This window comes from Kitasatospora sp. GAS204B (genome assembly GCF_029892155.1).
Classification (GTDB): Bacteria; Actinomycetota; Actinomycetes; order Streptomycetales; family Streptomycetaceae; genus Kitasatospora.
In genome coordinates, this window is the sequence record NZ_JARZAG010000017.1 from 122,684 (window position 1) to 144,247 (window position 21,564).

At 72.3% G+C, this 21,564-nt stretch carries 20 protein-coding genes and 1 pseudogene; 12 read left to right on the top strand and 9 right to left on the bottom strand.

The annotated features are described in order from the left end of the window. Positions 1-72 precede the first annotated feature (72 nt). Positions 73-1,995, top strand: coding sequence for a 1-deoxy-D-xylulose-5-phosphate synthase (gene dxs, locus P3T41_RS23055; protein WP_280691891.1), 1,923 nt, complete (start codon positions 73-75; stop codon positions 1,993-1,995). Then, positions 1,985-3,400 carry an aspartate aminotransferase family protein gene (locus tag P3T41_RS23060; protein WP_280691892.1) on the top strand — a complete coding sequence of 472 codons (1,416 nt, stop codon included), beginning with the start codon at positions 1,985-1,987 and terminating at the stop codon, positions 3,398-3,400. The genes dxs and P3T41_RS23060 overlap by 11 nt, the downstream gene beginning before the upstream one ends. Before the next feature lie 24 nt (positions 3,401-3,424). Here the strand turns inward: P3T41_RS23060 and P3T41_RS23065 are convergent, their stop codons facing one another. Further along, positions 3,425-3,700: a DUF6343 family protein gene (locus P3T41_RS23065; RefSeq protein ID WP_280691893.1), complete on the bottom strand. Its 276-nt coding sequence runs from the start codon at positions 3,698-3,700 to the stop codon at positions 3,425-3,427. Between the two features lie 118 nt (positions 3,701-3,818). On the opposite strand from P3T41_RS23065, the gene P3T41_RS23070 reads away from it, so the two are divergent. The 3 genes from P3T41_RS23070 to P3T41_RS23080 all read left to right on the top strand — a co-directional run bounded on the left by P3T41_RS23070 (position 3,819) and on the right by P3T41_RS23080 (position 4,861). After that, on the top strand, positions 3,819-4,067 hold the full coding sequence (locus P3T41_RS23070; RefSeq protein ID WP_280691894.1) for a hypothetical protein: 249 nt from the start codon (positions 3,819-3,821) through the stop codon (positions 4,065-4,067). A gap of 67 nt (positions 4,068-4,134) precedes the next feature. Beyond that, on the top strand, positions 4,135-4,353 hold the full coding sequence (locus P3T41_RS23075; protein WP_280691895.1) for a hypothetical protein: 219 nt from the start codon (positions 4,135-4,137) through the stop codon (positions 4,351-4,353). A gap of 343 nt (positions 4,354-4,696) precedes the next feature. Continuing rightward, positions 4,697-4,861, top strand: a complete 165-nt coding sequence (locus P3T41_RS23080; RefSeq protein WP_280691896.1) for a hypothetical protein — start codon at positions 4,697-4,699, stop codon at positions 4,859-4,861. Positions 4,862-4,884: 23 nt separating this feature from the next. On the opposite strand, the gene fabG is transcribed toward P3T41_RS23080, so the two are convergent. Continuing rightward, entirely contained in the window at positions 4,885-5,652 is a 768-nt protein-coding gene (gene fabG, locus P3T41_RS23085; protein WP_280691897.1) for a 3-oxoacyl-ACP reductase FabG, read from the bottom strand. 483 nt (positions 5,653-6,135) lie between these two features. Here fabG and P3T41_RS23090 point away from each other — a divergent pair, with 483 nt between their 5' ends. After that, complete coding sequence (locus tag P3T41_RS23090; protein ID WP_280691898.1) at positions 6,136-6,921, top strand: MarR family winged helix-turn-helix transcriptional regulator; 786 nt, start codon at positions 6,136-6,138, stop codon at positions 6,919-6,921. Between the two features lie 110 nt (positions 6,922-7,031). Here the strand turns inward: P3T41_RS23090 and P3T41_RS23095 are convergent, their stop codons facing one another. After that, positions 7,032-7,886: an aldo/keto reductase gene (locus P3T41_RS23095; RefSeq protein ID WP_280691899.1), complete on the bottom strand. Its 855-nt coding sequence runs from the start codon at positions 7,884-7,886 to the stop codon at positions 7,032-7,034. A gap of 197 nt (positions 7,887-8,083) precedes the next feature. On the opposite strand from P3T41_RS23095, the gene P3T41_RS23100 reads away from it, so the two are divergent. Both P3T41_RS23100 and P3T41_RS23105 read left to right on the top strand, forming a co-directional pair. Continuing rightward, a complete protein-coding gene (locus tag P3T41_RS23100; RefSeq protein WP_280691900.1) occupies positions 8,084-8,341 on the top strand; it encodes a LapA family protein in 258 nt (85 codons plus the stop codon). A 104-nt stretch (positions 8,342-8,445) separates the two neighbouring features. Further along, positions 8,446-9,351, top strand: a complete 906-nt coding sequence (locus P3T41_RS23105) for a LysR family transcriptional regulator (protein WP_280691901.1) — start codon at positions 8,446-8,448, stop codon at positions 9,349-9,351. A 40-nt stretch (positions 9,352-9,391) separates the two neighbouring features. Here the strand turns inward: P3T41_RS23105 and P3T41_RS23110 are convergent, their stop codons facing one another. Next, the gene (locus P3T41_RS23110) at positions 9,392-11,284 is read right to left on the bottom strand and encodes a hypothetical protein (protein WP_280691902.1); all 1,893 of its coding nucleotides are present in this window, start codon (positions 11,282-11,284) and stop codon (positions 9,392-9,394) included. Positions 11,285-11,372: 88 nt separating this feature from the next. Then, positions 11,373-12,095, bottom strand: coding sequence for a TetR/AcrR family transcriptional regulator (locus P3T41_RS23115; RefSeq protein ID WP_280691950.1), 723 nt, complete (start codon positions 12,093-12,095; stop codon positions 11,373-11,375). A 242-nt stretch (positions 12,096-12,337) separates the two neighbouring features. Between P3T41_RS23115 and P3T41_RS23120 the strand changes: the two genes are divergently transcribed. Together P3T41_RS23120 and P3T41_RS23125 are read left to right on the top strand one after the other, a co-directional pair. Next, complete coding sequence (locus tag P3T41_RS23120; protein WP_280691951.1) at positions 12,338-13,003, top strand: molybdopterin-dependent oxidoreductase; 666 nt, start codon at positions 12,338-12,340, stop codon at positions 13,001-13,003. Then, positions 12,987-13,646, top strand: coding sequence for a cytochrome b/b6 domain-containing protein (locus tag P3T41_RS23125; RefSeq protein WP_280691903.1), 660 nt, complete (start codon positions 12,987-12,989; stop codon positions 13,644-13,646). The genes P3T41_RS23120 and P3T41_RS23125 overlap by 17 nt, the downstream gene beginning before the upstream one ends. Here P3T41_RS23125 and P3T41_RS23130 read toward each other — a convergent pair. Beyond that, a complete protein-coding gene (locus tag P3T41_RS23130; RefSeq protein ID WP_280691904.1) occupies positions 13,628-14,137 on the bottom strand; it encodes an NUDIX domain-containing protein in 510 nt (169 codons plus the stop codon). The genes P3T41_RS23125 and P3T41_RS23130 overlap by 19 nt on opposite strands. 15 nt (positions 14,138-14,152) lie before the next feature. Between P3T41_RS23130 and P3T41_RS23135 the strand changes: the two genes are divergently transcribed. Then, a complete protein-coding gene (locus P3T41_RS23135; protein ID WP_280691905.1) occupies positions 14,153-15,415 on the top strand; it encodes a serine hydrolase domain-containing protein in 1,263 nt (420 codons plus the stop codon). A gap of 27 nt (positions 15,416-15,442) precedes the next feature. Here P3T41_RS23135 and P3T41_RS23140 read toward each other — a convergent pair. From P3T41_RS23140 to P3T41_RS23150, 3 genes and pseudogenes are all read right to left on the bottom strand, one after another. Next, positions 15,443-15,799: pseudogene (locus P3T41_RS23140) on the bottom strand (DUF779 domain-containing protein); the annotation flags it as partial. Beyond that, the gene (locus P3T41_RS23145; protein ID WP_280691906.1) at positions 15,799-17,304 is read right to left on the bottom strand and encodes an aldehyde dehydrogenase family protein; all 1,506 of its coding nucleotides are present in this window, start codon (positions 17,302-17,304) and stop codon (positions 15,799-15,801) included. The pseudogene P3T41_RS23140 and the gene P3T41_RS23145, both read right to left, overlap by 1 nt. Before the next feature lie 105 nt (positions 17,305-17,409). Continuing rightward, positions 17,410-18,360, bottom strand: a complete 951-nt coding sequence (locus P3T41_RS23150; protein WP_280691907.1) for a hypothetical protein — start codon at positions 18,358-18,360, stop codon at positions 17,410-17,412. A gap of 247 nt (positions 18,361-18,607) precedes the next feature. Here P3T41_RS23150 and P3T41_RS23155 point away from each other — a divergent pair, with 247 nt between their 5' ends. Further along, positions 18,608-21,547 carry an AAA family ATPase gene (locus P3T41_RS23155; RefSeq protein ID WP_280691908.1) on the top strand — a complete coding sequence of 980 codons (2,940 nt, stop codon included), beginning with the start codon at positions 18,608-18,610 and terminating at the stop codon, positions 21,545-21,547. Positions 21,548-21,564 lie beyond the last annotated feature (17 nt).

Below are 21,564 nucleotides of genomic sequence, written 5' to 3' on the forward strand. Positions count from 1 at the left end.
AGACGTCCCGTCAGTCCCGCCCGATCAGCCCAATCAGTCAAGTCCTTCATCACCGAGCGTAGAGGTGGAGCCATGTCACTCCTGTCCTCAATCCAGGGACCAGCCGATCTGAAGCGCCTGCCGGCCAACCGGATGCCGCAGCTGGCCCAGGAGATCCGGGACTTCCTGATCGAGGCTGTCTCCCGCACCGGCGGCCACCTCGGACCCAACCTCGGCGTGGTCGAGCTCTCCATCGCCCTGCACCGGGTCTTCGACTCGCCGCGCGACCGGATCCTCTTCGACACCGGGCACCAGGCGTACGTCCACAAGCTGCTGACCGGGCGCCAGGACTTCAGCCGGCTGCGGGCCAAGGGCGGGCTCTCCGGCTATCCGTCCAGGGCCGAGTCCGAGCACGACGTGATCGAGAACTCGCACGCCTCCACCGTGCTCGGCTACGCCGACGGCATCGCCAAGGCGCACCAGTTGCAGGGGCGCGCGGACCGGCAGACCGTCGCGGTGATCGGTGACGGCGCGCTGACCGGCGGGCTGGCCTGGGAGGCGCTCAACAACATCGCCGAGGCCGACGACCGGCCGCTGGTCATCGTGGTCAACGACAACGAGCGGTCCTACGCCAAGACCATCGGGGGCCTGGCCAACCACCTGGCCACGCTGCGCACCACCCAGGGCTACGAGCGCTTCCTGGCCTGGGGCAAGGAGGCGCTGCAGCGCACCCCGGTGGTGGGCCAGCCGATCTTCGAGGCGCTGCACGGCGCCAAGAAGGGCTTCAAGGACTCCTTCGCGCCGCAGGGCATGTTCGAGGACCTGGGGCTGAAGTACATCGGCCCGATCGACGGCCACGACATCGCCGCGGTGGAGTCCGCGCTGCGCAAGGCGCGTGGCTTCGGCGGCCCGGTGATCGTGCACTGCCTGACCGTCAAGGGCCGCGGCTACCGCCCCGCCGAGCTGGACGAGGCGGACCGCTTCCACGCGGTGGGCGCGATGGACCCCTACACCTGCCTGCCGATCTCGCCGGCCGGTGGCACCTCGTGGACCTCGGTGTTCGGCGAGGAGATGCTGGCCGTCGGGGCGCAGCGCCCGGACGTGGTGGCGATCACCGCCGCGATGCTCCAGCCGGTGGGCCTGGCGCCGTTCGCCAAGGCCTTCCCGAAGCGCACCTTCGACGTCGGCATCGCCGAGCAGCACGCCGTCGCCAGCGCCGCCGGGCTCGCCACCGCGGGGCTGCACCCGGTGGTCGCGGTCTACGCGACCTTCCTGAACCGGGCGTTCGACCAGGTGCTGATGGACGTCGCGCTGCACAGGCTCGGCGTCACCTTCGTGCTGGACCGGGCCGGCGTCACCGGCAATGACGGCGCCTCGCACAACGGCATGTGGGACATGTCGATCCTCCAGGTGGTCCCCGGGCTGCGGCTGGCCGCGCCGCGCGACGCCGAGCAGCTCAAGGCCCAGCTGCGCGAGGCACTGGAGGTCACCGACGCGCCGACCGTGGTCCGCTTCCCCAAGGGCGAGGTCACCCCGGTCCGTCCGGCCGTCGAGCAGGTGGGCGGCGTCGACGTGCTGCAGCGCACCCAGGTGCCCGGGCGCAGCGGGCAGGACGTGCTGCTGGTCTCGGTCGGCGCGATGGCCTTCGCCTGCCTGGACGCCGCCGCGCTGCTCACCGCCGACGGGCTGGCCACCACCGTGGTCGATCCGCGCTGGGTCAAGCCGGTCGATCCGGCGCTGGTCCAACTCGCCGCCCAGCACAGGCTGGTGGTCACCGTCGAGGACAACGGTCGGGTCGGTGGGGTGGGCGCGGCGATCGCCCAGGCCATGCGCGACGCCGATGTCGACACCCCGCTGCGTGACCTGGGAATTCCGCAGGAGTTCCTGCAGCACGCCGGGCGCGGCGAGATCATGGAGGAGGCCGGCCTGACCGGTACCGGGATCGCCGCCCAGACCGCCGCCTTCGCCAAGCACCTGCTACCGAACCGAGGAGTGAACGAACCCCGTGCCAGCTGACGACGTGCCTGCCGACCGACCCGAAGGCGCCCTCGACCTCGCCGCCCTGCTCGCCGAGCGCGGCGGCGAGCGGTACGAGCTGCACGGCCGCTACCTCAACCCGCAGCTGCCGAGGATGCTGCACACCATCGGCTTCGACAAGACCTACGAGCGCGCCGCCGGCCCGTACTTCTACGACGCCGAGGGCAACGAGTACCTGGACATGCTGGCCGGCTTCGGCATCTTCGCGCTCGGCCGCCACCACCCGGTGGTGCGCGACGCGATCCAGCAGGTGATGGACCTCGACCTGCCCGACCTGACCCGGTTCGACTGCCCGCCGCTGCCCGGCCTGCTGGCCGAGCAACTGCTGGCCCTGGCGCCGGGCCTGGACCGGGTCTTCTTCGGCAACAGCGGCACCGAGGCGGTGGAGACCGCGATCAAGTTCGCCCGCTACGCCACCGGGCGCGGGCGGATCCTCTACTGCGACCACGCCTTCCACGGGCTGACCACCGGATCGCTCTCGATCAACGGCGAGGGCGGTTTCCGCAAGGGCTTCGGGCCGCTGCTGCCGGACACCGCGATCCCGCTGGGCGACCTCGCCGCGCTCCAGCGCGAGCTGCGCAAGGGCGACGTGGCCGCGCTGATCGTCGAGCCGATCCAGGGCAAGGGCGTGCACGCCGCACCGCCCGGCTGGCTGCGTGCCGCCCAGGAGCTGCTGCACGAGAACAAGGCGCTGCTGATCTGCGACGAGGTGCAGACCGGCATCGGGCGCACCGGTGCCTTCTTCGCCTACCAGGACGAGGAGGGGGTCCAGCCCGACCTGGTCTGTGCGGCCAAGGCGCTCTCGGGCGGCTACGTGCCGATCGGCGCCACCCTGGGCAAGGGCTGGATCTTCGAGAAGGTCTACTCCTCGATGGACCGGGTGCTGGTGCACTCGGCCAGCTTCGGCTCCAACGCCCAGGCGATGGCCGCTGGGCTCGCGACCCTGCGGGTGATGCGGGACGAGCGGGTGGTGGAGAACGCCCGCCGGGTCGGCGACCTGTTCCGCGACCGGCTGGCCGCGCTGACCGAGAAGTACGAGTTGCTCGCCGAGGTGCGCGGCCGCGGTCTGATGATCGGCATCGAGTTCGGCCGGCCCCGCTCGCTCAAGCTGCGCACCGGCTGGACCGCGCTGCAGGCCGCGCGCAAGGGGCTCTTCGCGCAGATGGTGGTGGTGCCGCTGCTGCAGCGGCACCGGATCCTGACCCAGGTCTCCGGCGATCACCTGGAGGTGATCAAGCTGATCCCGCCGCTGATCATCACTGAGCGTGAGGTGGACCGGTTCGTGGACGCGTTCAGCGAGGTGATGGACGACGCGCACCGTGGCAGCGGCCTGATGTGGGACTTCGGCAGGACGCTGGTGAAGCAGGCCGTGGGCAGCCGGTGACCCGGCGCTACAGCTCGACCGGCGCTACAGCTCGACCCGGCGCCGCCGGATGACCACGTAGAGGTCGATCGTGGCGAAGACGGTGAGCGCGAAGCAGACCGCCGCGAAGCCGATCAGGGTGCCCTGCGAGGGCGCGCTGGTCGGCTTCGCCAGTGCGGCGAAGACCGCGAAGGCGGCGGTCATCAGCGCGAAGATCGGTGTGAAGATCACCGAGAGCAGGAAGCGCAGCTTGAGGTCGCTGCGGGCGTAGCGAGGTTCGGTCCCGCTGCGCCAGCGGCGCGGGGTGGTGGCATAGCGCATGGCGGCTCACCTCCGTCCGGATCGGGCTACCCGGACGGTTCCAGGATATTCCGGCGGTAGGCTCGGCGAACGAGGCATTCGGCCCCCTGGCGGGAGCACGAGGAACGGAGGGACCGGCGTGAGCATCGCGGTGTGCACCATCTGCACCGGCACCGGGCGACTGGCCGGCCTGCAGTGCCGGACCTGCAAGGGCACCGGCACCACCGAGCGGGACGGTGGTGGCAACTGCTTCCTGTGCAGCGGAACCGGCACCTACACCCGGTACCGGGTTTCGGCCGACGGCAGCAAGCAGGCCTATCGCGAGGAACCCTGCCGGACCTGCGACGGTACCGGGTCGATCGCGGGGAGCCGTCCCGCCGAGGTCTGATCGAGCATCAGTTCGCTCTTTCTGCCGCTGAAGCAAGCGGCTACCGTGTACCTACCCTTCGTAACCGATGCGAGAGGTCGTCATGGTCGCCACCGTCACCTACTCCCGGTACTGCGCGCACTGCGGGACCCCGGTCTCCGAGGGGCCGGAGGGCGGCTACGTCTGCGGGGCCTGTTTCCACGTGGTCGAGCCGGTCGGCGCGGACCAGGCCCGCAAGGCGCGCCGGGCGGAGCGGGCCGCCATGGTCGCGGAGGCGGCCCGGCTGCGGGCGCTGCGGCAGTACTAGGGCGTGTTTCATCATTCGCGTCGGATCAGCGCGCGGCGTTGGGCGCCCGGCGTCGCGCGCCCGGCGGAAATTATGAAACACGCCCTAGCGACCCCCGTTCCAGCCCCGTCAGCCGGTCGGCGCGTCAACTGCGGCTCATGAGTCCGGCGGTGGCCCGATCGGTACTACGACGGCCAGCTGCCGTACCCGCTGCGGGCCGGCGACTACGCGCCCGGCCTCGGCGTCCGGCCGAGGCGGTGAACCCCGCGCTCTTCGTCACCGTCCTGCGCACCGACGCCGCCGAAGGCGGTCGGGCCGTCCGGTCGAGACCGTCCAGCTGCCGATCGCCGACACCGAGGAGCGGGTGACGGCCGCCCTGCGGACCCAACTGGCCGTGGGCGCCCGCGAACTGCTGGTCCGGCCGGTCGGCCTGACCATCGAGGATCTGCGGGTTCAGCTGACGGGCACCGCGCGGTTGATGCCCTCGCTGAGAAGCGTAGCGAGCCTGGTCACCGCACGGACGTGGTGACCAGGCTCGCTACGCAGGAATGACTAGTCGAGCGGTCCGCCGGCTACGTAAATCACCTGGCCACTGACGAAGCCCGCGCCCGCACTGGCGAGGAACGAGATGGTGTGCGCGATGTCCTCGGGGACGCCCACCCGCTGGACCGGGATCTGGGTGGCCGCGGCCTGCTTGAAGGCCTCGAACTCCATGCCGACCCGGGCGGCGGTGGCGGCGGTCATGTCGGTGGCGATGAACCCGGGGGCCACCGCGTTGGCGGTGATGCCGAACTTGCCGAGCTCGATCGCCAGGGTCTTGGTGAAGCCCTGCAGGCCCGCCTTGGCGGCCGAGTAGTTGGCCTGGCCGCGGTTGCCCTGGGCCGAGGAGGAGGAGAGGTTGACGATCCGCCCGAAACCGGCGTCCACCATGTGCTTCTGCACCGCGCGGGTCATCAGGAAGGCGCCCCGCAGGTGCACGTTCATGACGGTGTCCCAGTCGGCCGCCGACATCTTGAAGAGCAGGTTGTCGCGGAGCACCCCGGCGTTGTTGACCAGCACCACGGGGGTGCCCAGCTCGGCGGCGATCCGGTCCACGGCGGCCTGGACCTGGGCCTCGTCGGAGACGTCGGCGCCCACCGCGAGCGCCCGGCCGCCGGCCGCGGTGATCTTCTCGACGGTCTCCTTGCCGGCCGACTCCTCCAGGTCGACCACGGCGACGGCATAGCCGTCGGCCGCCAGCCGCTGTGCCGTGGCGGCGCCGATGCCCCGCGCGGCGCCGGTGACGATCGCGACCCTGGTCGTGCTGCTCTGCTCGGTCATACCTCTTACTCGTCTCTCTCGGTTCAACGAAAAATGGTGCTGAGAGCGCTGCGCGAATACCCTACCGGCGAGTAGTTGAGGGGGCCAGGGTGCCGTCCGGGCAGCCGCTCAACTCGGCGGCGCGGGACGAAATACCACAACTGCGATGAACTCCGTCTACTATCTGCCCCTGCCTGCCGCAACACGGGCTCCGTTTGTATAGTGTGCGCCAGCAGCCGTCGGCTGCACGGCGGAGCTCCCCTCGATTCGGGTCGAAATCACTGCGGTTGGTTCTCGATTCGGGCCGGGGGAGGCCAGCACGCCGCTACTGCCCCGCCCGGGCGTCCCACAGCGCGCCGGGTGTGACATCAGGACGGATTCATGGTGCTGGGGGAGATCCCGACGACCCGCGTGCCCGGACGACTTCAGCAGTCGCCCGGTCACCTCATCCGCGTGGCCCAGCAGGTGCACACCCGGCTGTGGTCCGAACACGTAGGGGCCGAATTGACGGCCCCTCAGTTCGCCGTGCTGCTCGCACTCGCTCTCGAACCAGGCGCTGACCAGCGCACGGTGGGCGAACGAGCCTCACTGGACAAGGCGACGATGGCCGAGATGGTCGCTCGGCTGGTACGGCGTGGCCTGGTGCTGCGCCGACGCGATCCGGCGGACGGCCGGCGCAAACTGCTCGCGCTCTCGCAGAACGGAGCCCAGGCGGTCCGTGAGGCCACCGGCGGTGTGGTGCGCGTCCAGCGCACCCTGTTCGAGCCGCTGACCGGCGACGAGCAACTCGAACTGATCCGAGTCCTCGCCAAGATAGCCAAGTTGGAGCCGGCCGCGGTGGCCGCGCTGAGCGACAGTCGCCCGCTGCTGGATGCCCAGCGAGCGGTCGGCTACCTGATCAGGGTCGGTCAGCAGGTCCATACCAAGCTCTGGGCCGAGCACGTCGGCACGGAGTTGACGGCTCCTCAGTTCGCCGTGCTCGACGCCTTGGAGAGCGAGCCGGGGGCCGATCAGCGGACCGTCGGTGAGCTGGCCTCGCTGGACAAGGCGACGATGGCCGAGATGGTTTCGCGGCTGGTCAGGCGGGGTCTGGTGCTGCGTCGCCGGGACCCGTCGGACGGGCGGCGCAACCTGCTCTCGCTCTCACCCACCGGCCAGGAGCTGCTGCACAGCGCCGCCGCCGGTGTGGGCAGGGTGGAGGAGTTGCTGCTCGAACCGTTGGAGCCGGCCGAGCACCAGCAGGCGTTGATCCTGCTGGCGAAGGCGGCTCGACTCGCACCGGTGGCGTAACGATTCGCCACGAAATTCCTGGCAATTCGCTGGGAATTCCCACGTGTCCGACATAACTGTCGGCTCCCGCCACCCGGCGGGAGCCGACAGTTGGTCGGTCACGAATTGACTCAGCTCCAGTCGAAGTGGGCCGGGTCGGGGCCGAGTCGCTGCCCGGTCTCGATAGTGGCGATCGCGGCGAGGTCCTCGGCATCCAGTTCGAACCCTGTCACCGCGAAGTTCTCCGCGATCCGGGACGGGGTGACCGACTTCGGGATCGCGACGATGCCGCTCTGCAGGTGCCAGCGGAGCACCACCTGGGCGACGGTGCGCCCGTGCTTGGCCGCGACCTTGGCCAGCACCGGATCGCCGAGCAGCTCCTTGCCCTGGCCCAGCGGGCTCCACGCCTCGGTGGCGATGCCGTGCTCGGCGTGGAAGGCGCGCAGCTCCCGCTGCGGGAAGTGCGGGTGCAGCTCGACCTGGTTGAGCGCCGGGACCAGCGAGCTGGTCTCGAAGAGGTGAGTCAGCTCCGCCTGGCCGAAGTTGGAAACACCCACCGCCTTGACCCGGCCGGAGTCGAGCAGCTCCGTCATGGCCTGCCAGACGTTGGCGTAGCTGCCGTGCATCGGGCGCGGCCAGTGGATCAGGTAGAGGTCGAGGTACTCCAGGCCGAGCTTCTCCAGCGAGGCCTCGAACTCGATCAGCACGGCGTCCCGGCCAGCCTGGCCCGACCAGTCGCGCGTGCCGCTGTTCCACAGCTTGGTGGTGATGAACAGTTCGTCACGCGGCACGCCGGCCTGCCGGATGCCGAGGCCGGTACCGGCCTCGTTCTCGTAGATGGCGGCGGTGTCGATGCTGCGGTAGCCGGTCTCGATGGCGGTGCGGACGGCGGCGGCCGCCTCGGCCTCCGGCACCTGCCAGACGCCGAAGCCGAGCTGCGGGATCGCGACGCCGTTGTTCAGAGTGATCGTGGGGATGGTGCTCACGAGCTGTGGTGTGCCCTTCGATTTGTCCTGTTCTGCCGGTGGGTCAACCAACGGCGGGTCACCGGTGTTCCCGTGATCCAGGATCCCTTGCCGATTTCCTGTTCGGCCACCCACCCGGCGGACAGCGCGTACTCCGTCCGGGGCAGTCGACGGCGGATCGCGGCGTTCGATGGCGGATCAGCGCGCAGACTGCCGGTGTGACCAGGAACTCGGAGCGCCCGTTCGCCGGCCAGAAGGCGAAGCAGAGCGAGATCGCCGGCATCCCCACCCGGCTGATCGTCGGTGTGGTGGTGGCCGCGCTCGCGCTCTGGTTCCTGCTGGCGAACCTCAACAACGTCAAGATCCAGTTCTGGGTCTTCACCGTGGAGGCGCCGCTGTGGATCGCGCTCGCCGCCACGCTGCTGATCGGCGCCGTGCTGGGCTACCTCCTCAAGGGCCGGCGCGAGAGCCGGTAGCGCGACCGCGGCGGGCTTGCTCGGTCCGCAGGGGGAGTGGCGGGAAGTGATCACCCCAGCTACGGGTAGGACGGCCTTCCACAAATCCTGCTTATGATTCTCGGATGCTGGATTCCCGACACATCCGGACCTTTCACGAGGTGGTCAGCACCGGCTCGTTCACCGCGGCCGCACGCTCCCTCGGCTACACCCAGCCGGCCGTCACCCAGCAGATCCGTGCCCTTGAGCGCGAGACCGGCGTCCCGCTCTTCACCCGGGACGGACGCCGGATGCGGCTCACCGAAGCGGGCGAGACGCTGGCCCGGCACGCCGGAGTGATCCTCGGCAACCTCGGTGCCGCCCAGCAGCAACTCCAGGCGCTGGCCCGGCTGCGGGCGGGCCGGGTGCGGGTCTGCGCCTTCCCCAGCGCCAACGCCACGCTGATCCCCGAGGCGATGGCCGCGCTGCTGGCCGAGCACCCCGGCGTGCGGGTCGAGCTGCTGGAGGCCGAGCCGCCCGAGTCGGTGCAGAAGCTGCTGGCCGGCGAGTGCGACATCGCGCTCTCCTTCAGCTACCCGGGGATGCGCGCCGAACTGCCCACCGAACTGGTGGAGATCCGGCTGATGGAGGATCTGCTGACGGTGCTGCTGCCGGTCGGCCACCCGCTGGCCCGCCGGCACGCGGTGCGGCTGGCCGAGCTGGCCCAGGCCCGCTGGATCGCCGGCTGCGCGCGCTGCCGGGCCAACTTCCTGCAGATCTGCGCGGAGGAGGGCTTCGACCCGGACATCGTCTTCACCACCGACGACAACCTCGCGCTGCAGAGCCTGGTGGCCGCCGGGGTCGGCATCGCGGTGGCCCCCTCGCTGGTGCTCTCCTTCCTCAACCACCGCAAGGTGACCGGGCGGGCCCTGGAGCCGCACGTCCGCCGTCAGGTCTGCGCCTACGTGCTGCGCGAGCACCTGCCGCTGCCCGCCACCGAGCTGGTGCTGGACGGGTTGCGCTCGGCGGCGGCCGACCGGGTCGGGTGCTGACCGCCCAGCAGATCAGGCGAGGCGGATCAGCAGCCGCGGATCAGGAGAACGGATCGGGCTTGGCGGGCGCGGCGGGCGCGCTCGGCGCGTTGGCGGGGGGCGCTGCCGGGACGGCGTTGGCCGGGGCGAACGGGTCGAAGTCCGGGGGCGGGACGTTGACCGGGGTGCCCTTGCCGCCTGCGGGTGCCGCTTCCTCGGCCGCCGCTTCGGCGGCGGGGGCCGGGGCCGGGTCCGCCTGCGGGGCGAAGGGGTTGAAGTCCGCGGGCGGCACGTTGACGGGGGTGCCCTTGCCCTTCGGCGCGGTGGCGGGCGCGCTGGGCGCGGCCGGCGGGGTCGCCGGGGGCGGCGGCGCGGTGTCGGCCATGGTGGCGCGGGTGACGGTGCCGAAGGGGTCGAGGGGCTGATTCTTCATCACCGTGCCGAACGGGTCGAGCACCTGTGCGGGGGCGGCGGCGGCGGCCGGTTCGGGTTCGGGAGCGGCGACGGGGGTCGGGGATGGAGCCGAGGTGGCGGCCGGGGCCGGGGTCGGCTCCGTCTGCGGGGCGAAGGGGTTGAAGTCCGGCGGTGGCACGTTGACCGGGGTGCCCTTGCCCTTCGCGGGCTCAGCCGTAGGCGCGGGCGCGGGGACAGCGGCGGGTGCGGGTGCCTGGACCGGCGCGGGCGGGGTGACCGGGGGAGTGGGCGGCATCGGCGGCGGGGGCGGCACCGGGAGCGGCGCGGCCACCGGGGGTGCGGGCAGTGCCACCGGCGGGGCAGCTGGTGCCACCGGCGGGGCAGCCGGGGCCACTTGAGCCACCGGGGCCACCGGGGCCACCAAGGGTGCGGGGGGCGCGGGCACGACGGACGTCATCGTCGGTGCGGCGCCCACCGGTGCGACCACGCCGTCCCAGCCCAACTCCACGCTCCGCAGCAGCTCCGCGAAGACCGTCGCGTACAGCTCCCAGTCCTCGCCGTGCGCCGTGCCCAGCTGCACGCTCAGCAGCGAGGCGCCGTCCGGCAACGGCAGGAAGGCCTGCACCACCGAGGAGATCACCCAGCGTCGGGTGCCGTCCTCGGCGAGCGTGGCCGGGACCGCGCCGGTGCGGCCCTGGACCAGTACCACGGCCGGGCCGGACGGCAGGATCACCGTCCACACCTCGGCCTGCGGGCGCGAGGTGGCCAGCTCGGCGGCGAGTTCGGCGATCGGCGTGCGGTCCTGGTGCACCGCGACGACCAGCGAGGCGTTGCTCGGCCGTCCGTCGAGCTCCACCGCCGCCACGGCGGCGAACCGGACGCCGGCCGCCGTGCTGTCGTCCAGCAGGGCGGCGTTCAGCACCGCCCAGTCCCGGCGGTCCTGCGCGCCGGCGGCGGCGAACAGCTCCTCCGCCACCTCGCCGAGTTGCTCGGCCGACGCCTCGTCAGCACCGCGCACGGTCAGCGCGTGGAAGGCCGGCGGCACGGTGAACCGGACCTCCACCCCGCTGCCGGTGGGCAGTTCGGCGGGCGCCAGGGTCTGCCGCCCGGCGGCGAGTTCGGCCAGCGGTGCGGCGAAGGCGGGGCGCAGCCGGGCGGCCGAGGGCTCGGCACTGACCGGGAGCTGGAAGGCGGCCGCGTGTTGGGCGTAGGGCACGCCACGGACGGCTGCCCGGCCGTAACGGGCCATCAGCTGCTCGATGGTTCCGGCACTGGCGGCGGCCGGTGCCGGCGGAGTGCAGGAGACCAGCGTGCCGTGACCCGGGCGGGCCAGCCGGCCGGGCCCGGTGCGGGTCAGCCAGATGTCGAAGAGCGCGGGGCCGCCGGGCACCGGCGGGCCGCTGAACAGCGCGTCGGGCGAGTGCCGGGTGACGGCGGAGCCGAGCAGCGCTTCGGCGAGCGAGTCGAGTGAAGCGGAGATCCGCTCGGCGGCCGCCGCCACCGCCGCCCCGGTGAGGCCCCCCTGGCCGTCCTGCGTCATGCTCCGCAGCCCCCGTTCGATCGTTCCATGATGTGCCGATGCGGCCGAGTTGATGCCGCTGTGCTGATATGTCCGCTCCGCTGTTGTATCAGACCGGCTCCACCCCCGTGACCAGGGCGCCCAGTGCCTCGGCCAGGCCTGGGACGGCGAGCAGGCCGGCGAGGGAGTGGACCAGGGTGCCGGTCGGGGTGTCCGGGCGCTCGTCGGCGAGATACTCCGGCAGCACCGCGGCCAGCTCCGGCTCGCGGGCGGCGGTCACCACCAGCGCCGCCACGAAGTCCTGGACCAGGCGCAGCTGGACCTGCTCGCGCGGCGGCTGCTGCCGATCGGCGAGCCAGGCCAGCGAGCTGATCTCGGCGTTGGCGATCCAGGCCCGAACCGTCAGCCGCAGGGCCGGGCTCGGGTCGGGCAGTGCCAGGTGGGAGAGGATCTGGTCGTGCGCGGCCCGCCGCACCTCGTCGATCACCGCGGTGGTCCCCGGGCTGGCCGCCACCGAGCCGCCGCGCAGCAGGGCGGCGAAGCCGGGGCCGTGCTCGGCCACGAAGTCGAGGTAGCGCGCCATCACCCGGGCCAGCCGCTCGGAGAGCGGGCCGACGGCGGGCTCCTCGAAGCGCCCGGCCAGCTCCTGGCCGGCCCGGCGCAGCGACTCCTCGTAGATCGCCTGCTTGCCCGGGAAGTAGTGGTAGACCAGCGGCCGCGAGGCGCCGGCCGCCGCCGCGATGTCGTCGATCGACACGTCCTCCGGCGGCCGCGCGCTGAACAGCTCCAGCGCGACGGCGATCAACTGTTCGCGCCGCTCGTCGACGCTCAGCCGCCGCCGTGGCCGGCCCTTGGCCGTGCTGGGCGTGCCGGGCGCGGCGGCGGACTTCGCGGAGGACGGGGACATGGGCGTCACCCTATCCAGCCGGCCGCGGGCCGGGCTCCCGAGATGACGAAAGTCTGACGTCGGGGCCGGACCCCTGTCGGCGAACCGGTGGCGGCGAGGACACTGGTCCCGTGAACGACAACGCTCCGCCCCGCGGCACACCGGTCGGTCGACGCGTGCTGCTCGGGATGCTCGGTCTGGGCGCCGCCGGCGTCGCCGCCGGGCCCGTGCTCTCGCAGGCGGTCAACTCCGTGCTCTCCGGCATCGCGGCGAAGGACCCGACCGGGCTGACCGCCCTGCTCCCCGACAGCGGCGGTTTCGAGTACTACTCGGTGACCGGCCCGGTGTCGGCCAAGTCGGCGGCCGACTACCGGCTGACCGTCGACGGCCTGGTCGACCGCCCGGCCAGCTACACGCTGGCGGACCTGCAGGCGATGCCGCAGGTCCGGATCGTGCACGACGTGCAGTGCGTGACCGGCTGGCGGGTGCCCAAGACGCCGTTCGAGGGTGTCCGGCTCGCCGACCTGCTGGAGGCGGCGGGGGTGCGGCAGGGCGGCAGCGCCGTGCACTTCACCTGCTTCGACGGCAGCTACACCGAGAGCCTCACGCTCGACCAGGCGCGCCGCGACGACGTGCTGGTGGCGCTGAAGATGCAGGACAAGCCGGTGACCCACGACCACGGCGGCCCGGTGCGGCTCTACGTGGCGCCGATGTACTTCTACAAGTCCGCCAAGTGGCTCTCCGGGATCAGCGTGACGCCCGCCGTCGAGTCCGGTTACTGGGAGAACTACGGCTATGACGTCGACGCCTGGGTCGGCAAGTCCAACGGGCGCGACGATGCCCCGACCAGCTGACGCGGCCACGGCCGGCACCCGGCTGCTGCGGTTCACCCGCGCCGAGCGCTGGGTGCACCGCTGCACCGCGACGCTGATGATGGTCTGCATCGTCACCGCCGCCTGCCTCTACCTGCCGCAGCTGGCCGAACTGGTGGGCCGCCGCCGGTTGCTGGTGGTGGTGCACGAGTGGTCGGGCCTGCTGCTGCCGGTGCCGCTGCTGCTCGGCCTCGCCTCGCGGGCGCTGCGCCGGGACCTGGGCCGGCTGAACCGCTTCCTGCCCTACGACCGGGCCTGGCTGAAGGCGGCGCTGCGGCGCTCGTTCCGCCGCCGGGCGGGCAAGTTCAACGCCGGGCAGAAACTCTTCGCGGGCTGGATCGCGGGCGCCGTCCTGGTGATGCTCGGCACCGGGCTGCTGATGTGGTTCACCCACCTCGCGCCGCTGGTCTGGCGCACCGGGGCGACCTTCGTGCACGACTGGCTGGCGCTCGCCATCGGCATCGTGATCGCCGGCCACCTCTACATGGCGCTGGGCGACCCCGAGGCCCGGCGCGGCATGCGCACCGGGTGGGTGGACCGGCTCTGGGCCGTGCGCGAGCACCCGGAGTGGGAGGCCACCGAGGAGGAGGGCGAGCAGCCGCAGGTTCAGGGCAGCAACAGGTAGCGCCGGTAGGCCTCGCGGCCGTCCGGCACGAACGGCCAGCGGTCGTCGGCCAGTCGGTCGGCGATCTCGGCCTCGGTGAGCCAGCCGTGCCAGTCGATCTCGGCCGCCTGCGGCTGCACCGGGCCGGTCCAGCGGGCCTGGTGCACGTCGCAGAACCAGGAGTAGTCCGTCTCCTCGAAGAGGAAGCGGAACAGCGGCTCGGTGCTGATGCCGCTGACCCCGAGCTCCTCCTCGGCCTCCCGGACGGCGGCCTCGGCGTAGCTCTCGCCGGTGCCGACCACGCCGCCGACGAAGACGTCGTAGGCGCCGGGGGCGAAGAGCTTCTCGGGCGAGCGGCGGTGGGTGAAGATCCGCCCTTCGGCGTCGCGGACCAGGATCATCACGCAGCGGTGGGTCAGCCGGTCCCGGTAGACCTCACCGCGCGGGGCGACCCGGATCACCCGGTCCTGCGTGTCGACCACGTCAAGCAGTTCCTCGCTCGGGTTGCTCATGATGATCAGACTAAGGTGCGGGGGGAGAACAGCGGCGAGAACGGCGAGGCAGGCGGCACCGTGGTGGAGATCTGGGGCGAGACGGCCGAGGGGTACGAGCCGGTCCGGGAGGCGTTCGCGCGGAACTTCCGCGACTACGGCGAGCTGGGCGCGGCCTGCACGATCTACCTGCGCGGCCGCAAGGTGGTGGACCTGTGGGGCGGCGACGCCCGGCCCGAGGTCGGCGGGCGTCCGGCGCCGGCGGTCTCCTGGACGGCGGACACCGCGCAGGTGCTGCGCTCGGTGACCAAGGGCTGCACGGCCGCCGCGGCGCTGCTGCTCGCCCAGCGCGGGCAGCTCGACCTGGACGCGCCGGTGGCCGAGTACTGGCCGGAGTTCAAGGCGGCGGGCAAGGAGCGGATACCGGTGCGCTGGCTGCTCTCGCACCGCGCCGGGCTGCCGGCCCTGGACGTGCCGCTGCGGGTGGCGGACGTGCTGGCCTGGGAGCCGGCGGTGGCCGCGGTCGCCGCCCAGGTGCCGGCCTGGGAGCCGGGCAGCGCGCACGGCTACCACCCGTACACCTTCGGCTGGCTGGTCGGCGAGGTGGTCCGCCGGGTGAGCGGGCGCACGGTGGGCCGCTACTTCGCCGAGGAGGTCGCCCAGCCGCTCGGCCTCGACCTGTGGATCGGGCTGCCGGCCGCGGCCGGGCCCCGGGTGGGCCGGCTGGTCGACCTGCCGGCTCCGGTCGTGGCCGCGCAGGGCGGCGGGCTGCGGCTGCGGCCCAAGCGCTCGGTGACCGACGCCTACCAGGACCCGACCTCGCTGACCGCGCGCGCCTTCGGGGTGGTGCGCCCCGCGCTGGACCTGAACGACCCGGCCGCGCAGGCCGCCGAGATCCCGGGGGCCAACGGGATCGGCACGGCCCGCTCGGTGGCCCGCTTCTACGCGGCGCTGATCGGCGCGGCCGACCGGCCCGACGGCTCCGGGCAGCCGCTGCCGGCCCTGTTCACACCCCAGACGCTGGCCGAGGCGGGCAGTTCCGCCTCGGACGGCCCGGACCGGGTGCTGATCGTCAACTCCCGGTTCGGGCACGGCTTCTTCCGGCACAGCTCGACCTCGCCGATGTCCTCACCGGCGGCCTTCGGGCACCCCGGGCGCGGTGGCTCGCTGGGCTTCGCCGATCCGGAGCTGGGGATCGGCTTCGGCTACGTCACCTGCGGCATGCAGCCGGGAGTGACCGGCGACATCCGCTCCCGGGGGCTGATCACGGCGCTCCGGGCCTGCCTGGACGCCGACTAGGGCCGGCCCCTCGTCCGGCTCCCCTTCGGCCACCTCCGCGTCGGTGAGCAGCCGTGACCGGGTCAGGAACCGCTGCCCGGTGGGGGATTCCAGTGAGAAGCCGCTGCCCCGACCGGGCACCACGTCGATGGTCAGGTGGGTGTGCGACCAGTAGGCGAACTGGTCGCGCGCCATCCAGACCGCGACCGGCTCGGCGAGTCCCTCGACCGCCAGCTCGCCGAGCCGGACATCGCTCGCCGAGGTGCGGAACTCGCCGGCCGGGTAGCACATCGGCGCCGAGCCGTCGCAGCAGCCGCCCGACTGATGGAACATCAGCGGGCCGTGCTCGGCGGCCAGTTCGCGCAGCAGCTCGGCCGCCGCCTCGGTCACCGCGACCCTGGGCATCAGAAGAAGCCCAGCGCCTGCGGCGAGTAGCTGACCAGCAGGTTCTTGGTCTGCTGGTAGTGCTCCAGCATCATCTGGTGGTTCTCCCGGCCGATGCCGGAGTTCTTGTAGCCGCCGAACGCGGCATGGGCGGGGTAGAGGTGGTAGGCGTTGGTCCAGACCCGCCCCGCCTGGATCGCCCGTCCGGCCCGGTAGGCGGTCGAGCCGTCCCGGCTCCAGACGCCCGCGCCGAGCCCGTAGAGGGTGTCGTTGGCGATCTCGACGGCGCCCTCGAAACCGTCGAACCGGGTCACCGCGACCACCGGGCCGAAGATCTCCTCCTGGAAGATCCGCATCCCGTTGTCGCCCTCGAAGACGGTCGGCGCCATGTAGTAGCCGCCGGCCAACTCGCCGCCCAGGTCGACCCGTTCGCCGCCGGCCAGCACCTTGGCGCCCTCGGCCTGGCCGATCTCGACGTACGAGAGGATCTTCTCCAGCTGGTCGTTGCTGGCCTGCGCGCCGACCATGGTCTCGGTGTCCAGCGGGTTGCCCTGCTTGATCGCCCGCACCCGCTCCAGGCCGTCGCCCAGGAAGCGGTCGTAGATCGAGGACTGGATCAGCGCCCGGCTGGGACAGGTGCAGACCTCGCCCTGGTTCAGCGCGAACATGGTGAAGCCTTCGAGTGCCTTGTCGTAGAAGGCGTCCCGCTCGGCCGCCACGTCCGCGAAGAACAGGTTGGGGCTCTTGCCGCCGAGCTCCAGGCTGACCGGGATCAGGTTGGCGCTGGCGTACTGCATGATCAGCCGGCCGGTGGTGGTCTCGCCGGTGAAGGCGATCTTGCGGATCCGGGGGCTGGCGGCGAGCGGCTTGCCGGCCTCGACGCCGAAGCCGTTGACCACGTTGACCACGCCGGCCGGCAGCAGGTCGGCGATCAGCTCGATCAGCACCAGGATCGAGGCCGGGGTCTGCTCGGCCGGCTTGAGCACCACGGCGTTGCCGGCCGCCAGGGCCGGGGCGAGCTTCCAGATCGCCATCAGGATCGGGAAGTTCCACGGGATGATCTGGCCGACCACGCCGAGCGGTTCGTGGAAGTGGTAGGCGACGGTGTCCTCGTCGATCTGCGACAGGCCGCCCTCCTGGGCCCGGATCGCGCCGGCGAAGTACCGCAGGTGGTCGATGGCCAGCGGGATGTCCGCGGCCAGCGCCTCGCGGACCGGCTTGCCGTTCTCCCAACTCTCGGCTATCGCCAGGAGTTCGAGGTTGGCCGCCATCCGGTCGGCGATCGCGTTCAGCAGCTGGGCGCGCTCGGCCGGGGAGGTGCGGCCGAAGGCGGGAGCCGCGGCGTGCGCCGCGTCCAGCGCCAACTCGATGTCGTCGGCGGTGGAGCGGGCCACCTCGCAGAAGACCTGGCCGGTGACCGGCGTCGGGTTCGCGAAGTACTGCCCGCGCACCGGGGGCACCCAGGCGCCTCCGATCCAGTTCTCGTAGCGGGACTTGAAGCTGGTCGGAGGCTGGTAGATCGTCAAGTCCGGTTTCTCCTCGGCAGAGTGGGTGGCCGGCAGCGAGAGATGACGTGCTCTGCGCACCCTAGCCGTGCTCCAGCCGCTCGGCTACGGTGTGTCCCGAACCGGTCACTCCGGCTGGTAGCGGCCAGTGCCGCTCTCCCAGCTCAGGTAGCCGGAGAGCCAGGCGGTCAGGCCGTCCGCGTAGCGCTGCGCGGTCCGGCTCTGGTCCGGTCCGAGTTCCAGCTCCCGGTAGGTGCGCGGCAGTTCGTCCACCAGTCGGGCGTAGCGGTCGACCATCAGCTGGGCCTCGGCGAGCACCACCGAGCCGGCCTCCTCCAGGGAGCAGTCGCGCTCCCGCTGCACGATCATCACCAGGTTGTTCACGTCACCGCGGGGTGCCTCCTGCGGATAGGAGCGGATGTCGTTGCTCAGCGAGGGGATGTCGGCGGCCAGTTGGCGAAGCTGCTTGAGCAGCGGGCTGTGGAAGGCGGCGGGGGCCACCTCGAACCGGCCGAGCCGCTCCACCATGTCCAGCACCGACTCCATCGCGGCGGTGCCCCGACGCAGGATCAGATAGGTCTCCCGGTCCGGCGGTTCGCCGCTGCGCCGGCCGGCCGCCTCGGCGGGATGGCTGGCGAAGTAGCTCTCCCAGTTGTAGGTGGCCCGGGCCCGCCAGCGTGGTGACATGCCGCGGCTGATCCGCTGCCAGAGGTCCTCGAAGGCCATGGCGCACGGGGTGTCGGCGGGGGCGGGCGTGCCGTGCAGCACGCCGGTGAGGCGGTCGCACAACAGCGCGACGTCGCCTGGTCGGCGGCCGAGCGGGCCGTCGAATTGGTCGTCGAAGAGGAAGTAGAAGCCCATCAGGTCGGTGGCCAGCGCCAACTCCTCCGCGGTGCAGTCCGGGTAGCTCAGCGCGGCGAGCGCGGGAACGTCCCAGCGGGCGTAGGAGTCGGGGGTCAGGGCACTGCCGAGCATCCGGTGCTCGAGCAGCCAGCGCCGGTGTTGGGTCTCGGCGTTGGCGATATGCGGGTTTCGGCGGTGGGGGTAGGGGACGTCAAGGGTCGTCGCGTCGGACATCGGACTCCCGGGAGGTGAGGGCCGGTCGTACGGGTGGTGCCACGGGTTAGCATGATCCCTGGTTTCTGCGGCCCGCAGGGTATCTGATCACACCATCAGGTGGCGTGACTGTCGCAGCAATTGCCCACGGCACCTGCCCTTGAACCATGGCCAGTAGCGCTACCTGCGCGAAGCGTCGGCGCGCGGGCCGTCCCGGCGATAGCCTCACCCTGAGGATCACGCAGCGGCGACGTGGAGGGGACCGACGGTGACCGAACGGGAGAGCGAGCGCGGAGCGGGCGAGGCGTCGTCGGTGCCGCGACTCTACGAGCGCGAGATCGCGCTGAGCGCGGCCAGGGCGGCGATCGACACGCTGCGCCGGGACTTCGCGGCCGGCGGCGTCAATCTGGGCTCGCTGCTGCTCTACAGCGGCAAGGCCGGGCTCGGCAAGACCACCATGCTCCAGCAGGTCAGGGCGCTGGCCAGGAACCAGGGCCTGGCCGTGCTCAGCGGCCGGGCCGGTGAGCAGCGGGTCAACGAACCCTTCTACCTGCTGCGCCAGTTGCTGCTGCCCGAGCTGCTGCGGCTGCGCCCGGAGGAGCAGCAGGAGGTGCTCGGGCCGTGGCGCGAGATCGCCGGCCCGGCGCTCGCCCTGCTGTTGCCCGGCGGCGAGGCGGCCGACCCGCAGAGCGTGCGCACGGGTATCGACTACGTGGTGACCCAACTCGCCATCCGCCGGGCACCGCTGGTGATGCTGGTGGACGACCTGCAGTGGGCCGACCACGAGTCGCTCAGCTGGCTGGAGGCCTTCGCCCAGCGCTGCCCCGAACTGCCGGTGCTGCTGGCCATCGCCTGGCGCTCCAGCGAGATGCCCGAACAGGCCCAGTCCTTCCGCGCCCTGGTGGCCGGCAACGCGCACCGGCACCTGGAGTTCCAGGGCCTGCAACCGGAGCCGGTCAAGAAGCTGGTCCACGAGGCATTCCCGGACACGGCGGAGGACTCCTTCTGCCGTCAGGTCTGGGCGGTCACCGACGGCAACCCGTTCCTGGTCAACGCGCTGCTGGCGAAGATCCGCGAGAGCGGCATCGAGCCGGTGCACGAGAACGTGCCGCTGTTGCACGACCTGGCCGCCGAGGCCCAGGGCATGGACCGCGACTACTGGCTGACCAAACTCAGCGTCAACACCTTCAACTTCGCCCAGGCCGCCGCGATGCTCGGCACCCAGATCGCGATCCCGGTGGCGACCAGGATCGCCGGCATGGCCCCTTCGGGCGCCGCCGACGCGATCGCCGAGCTGCGCCGCCACCAGGTGCTCAACGGTCCGGCCGACGGCCCGCTGGAGTTCGTCCACCCGCTGCTCGCCACCTCGCTCTACAAGTCGATCCGGCTGGGCATGCGCACCGCGATGCACGGCAAGGCCGCCCAGGAGCTGGAGAACGCCGGGCGCCCGCTGGTGGAGTCATCCCGGCATCTGCTGGAGACCCACCCGGAGGGCGATCCCGAGGTGGTGGTCAAGTTGCGCCAGGCCTCCCGCGAGCACCTGGCGGTCGGCGCCCCGGACGCGGCCGTGCGCTGCCTGGACCGCGCGCTGGCCGAGCCGCCGGAGGACGAGGACCGGCCCGAGGTGATCTACGAGCTGGGCTGCGCGACGCTGCTCACCGACCCGGTCAGCACGGTCAACCAGCTCCGCCTCGCGCTCGACACCACCCCGCCGCTCCGCAGCGACCTGCGGGTGGACGCGACCTTCCGGCTCTCCGAGGTGCTCGCGCACAGCGGCCGGCTGGTGGAGGCCGCCGAGGTCACCCTGGCCGAGGCCGAGCGGACCGCGCCGGGCTCGGGGCGGACCAGGCTGCAGGTGGCCCACTTCATCTGGGCGGCCTTCCAGCGCGAGGAGGTCGACGGCCCCGAGCGGTCGGCCCGCCTCGCCGCGCTCTGTGCGGAGCTGCCCGGCGACGACCTCTCGGCGCGGGCCGCCCGGGCGTTGCGCGCCTGGGACCTGACGCTGCAGGGCGGCGACTGTGCCGAGGTGCTGGCGCTGGTGGACTCCGCGCTGCTGCCGGACGGCCGGCTGCCCGCCGGGCTGGAGTGGACCGGCACCATGTGGGGCCTGGAGCTGCCCGGGATCATCGGCCTCACCTACGTCTACACCGACCGGCTGGACCGCGCCGAGAAGCTCTTCGAGGAGGCGATCAGGACCTTCGAGGTGGCGGGCTGGGGCGGCGGCCATCTCGGCTTCGCCTACTTCCTGATGGGCCTGGTCCGGTTCCGCCGCGGCGCGCTGGCGGAGGCCGAGAACTTCCTGCGCCAGGCGCTGCGGATCGCCCGCCAGTTGGGCCCCGGCCTGCCGCTGCAGTGGGACGCGGTCGGCGTGCTGGCCGACACCCTGCTGGCGCGCGGCCGGACCGACGACGCCTGGAAGCTGGCCGCCGAGTTCTCCTTCGCCCCGCCGTACCACCCCACCGCGATGGTGCTGCCGGACGCCGCCACCCTCTACGGCAAGCTGCTGCTGGCCCAGCAGGAGCGGCCGGCGGCCGCCGAGGTGTTCACCGAGGTCGGCGAGCGGTTGGTCGAACGCGGCTGGCACAACACCATCTGGGCGCCCTGGCTCGGCAACCTGGCGCTCGCGGTGCTGCCCGAGGACCCGGAGCGGGCCCGTCGGTTGGCCGACGAGGGGCTGGCCAGGGCCCGCTCCTCCGGCGTCGCCTCGGCGATCGGGACCGCCCTGCGGATGAAGGCCGCGGTGGCCGAGGGCCAGAACGCCGTCGACCTGCTCGCCGAGGCGGTGCGCGAACTCGGCCGCTCCCCGGTCGGCTACGAGCAGGCCTGCGCGCTGGTCGAGTTGGGCGCCGCGCTGCGCAAGTCGGGCCGGCTCGCCGAGGCCACCGAGCAGCTGCACCAGGGCATGGAGCTGGCGGTGGAGTGCAACGCGGACGGCCTGATGGCCCGGGCCCGCGAGGAGCTCAGGGCCTCGGGCCTGCGCCCGAGCCGACTGCGCAGCACCGGTCGGGACGCGCTGAGCCAGGTCGAGTGGCGGGTCGCCCAGCTCACCGTGGAGGGCCTGTCGCCGGCGGAGATCGCCGAGCGCCTGAAGATGCCGCCGGGGCTGGTCGACCGCCGGTTGGCCGCGGTGCACCGCAAGACCGGCAGCACCCAGGCGGGCCTGGCCGCCGCGCTCGGCCTGACGAACAAGAGCCCTGACACCCCCTAGGCTGACGCTGAGTAAGC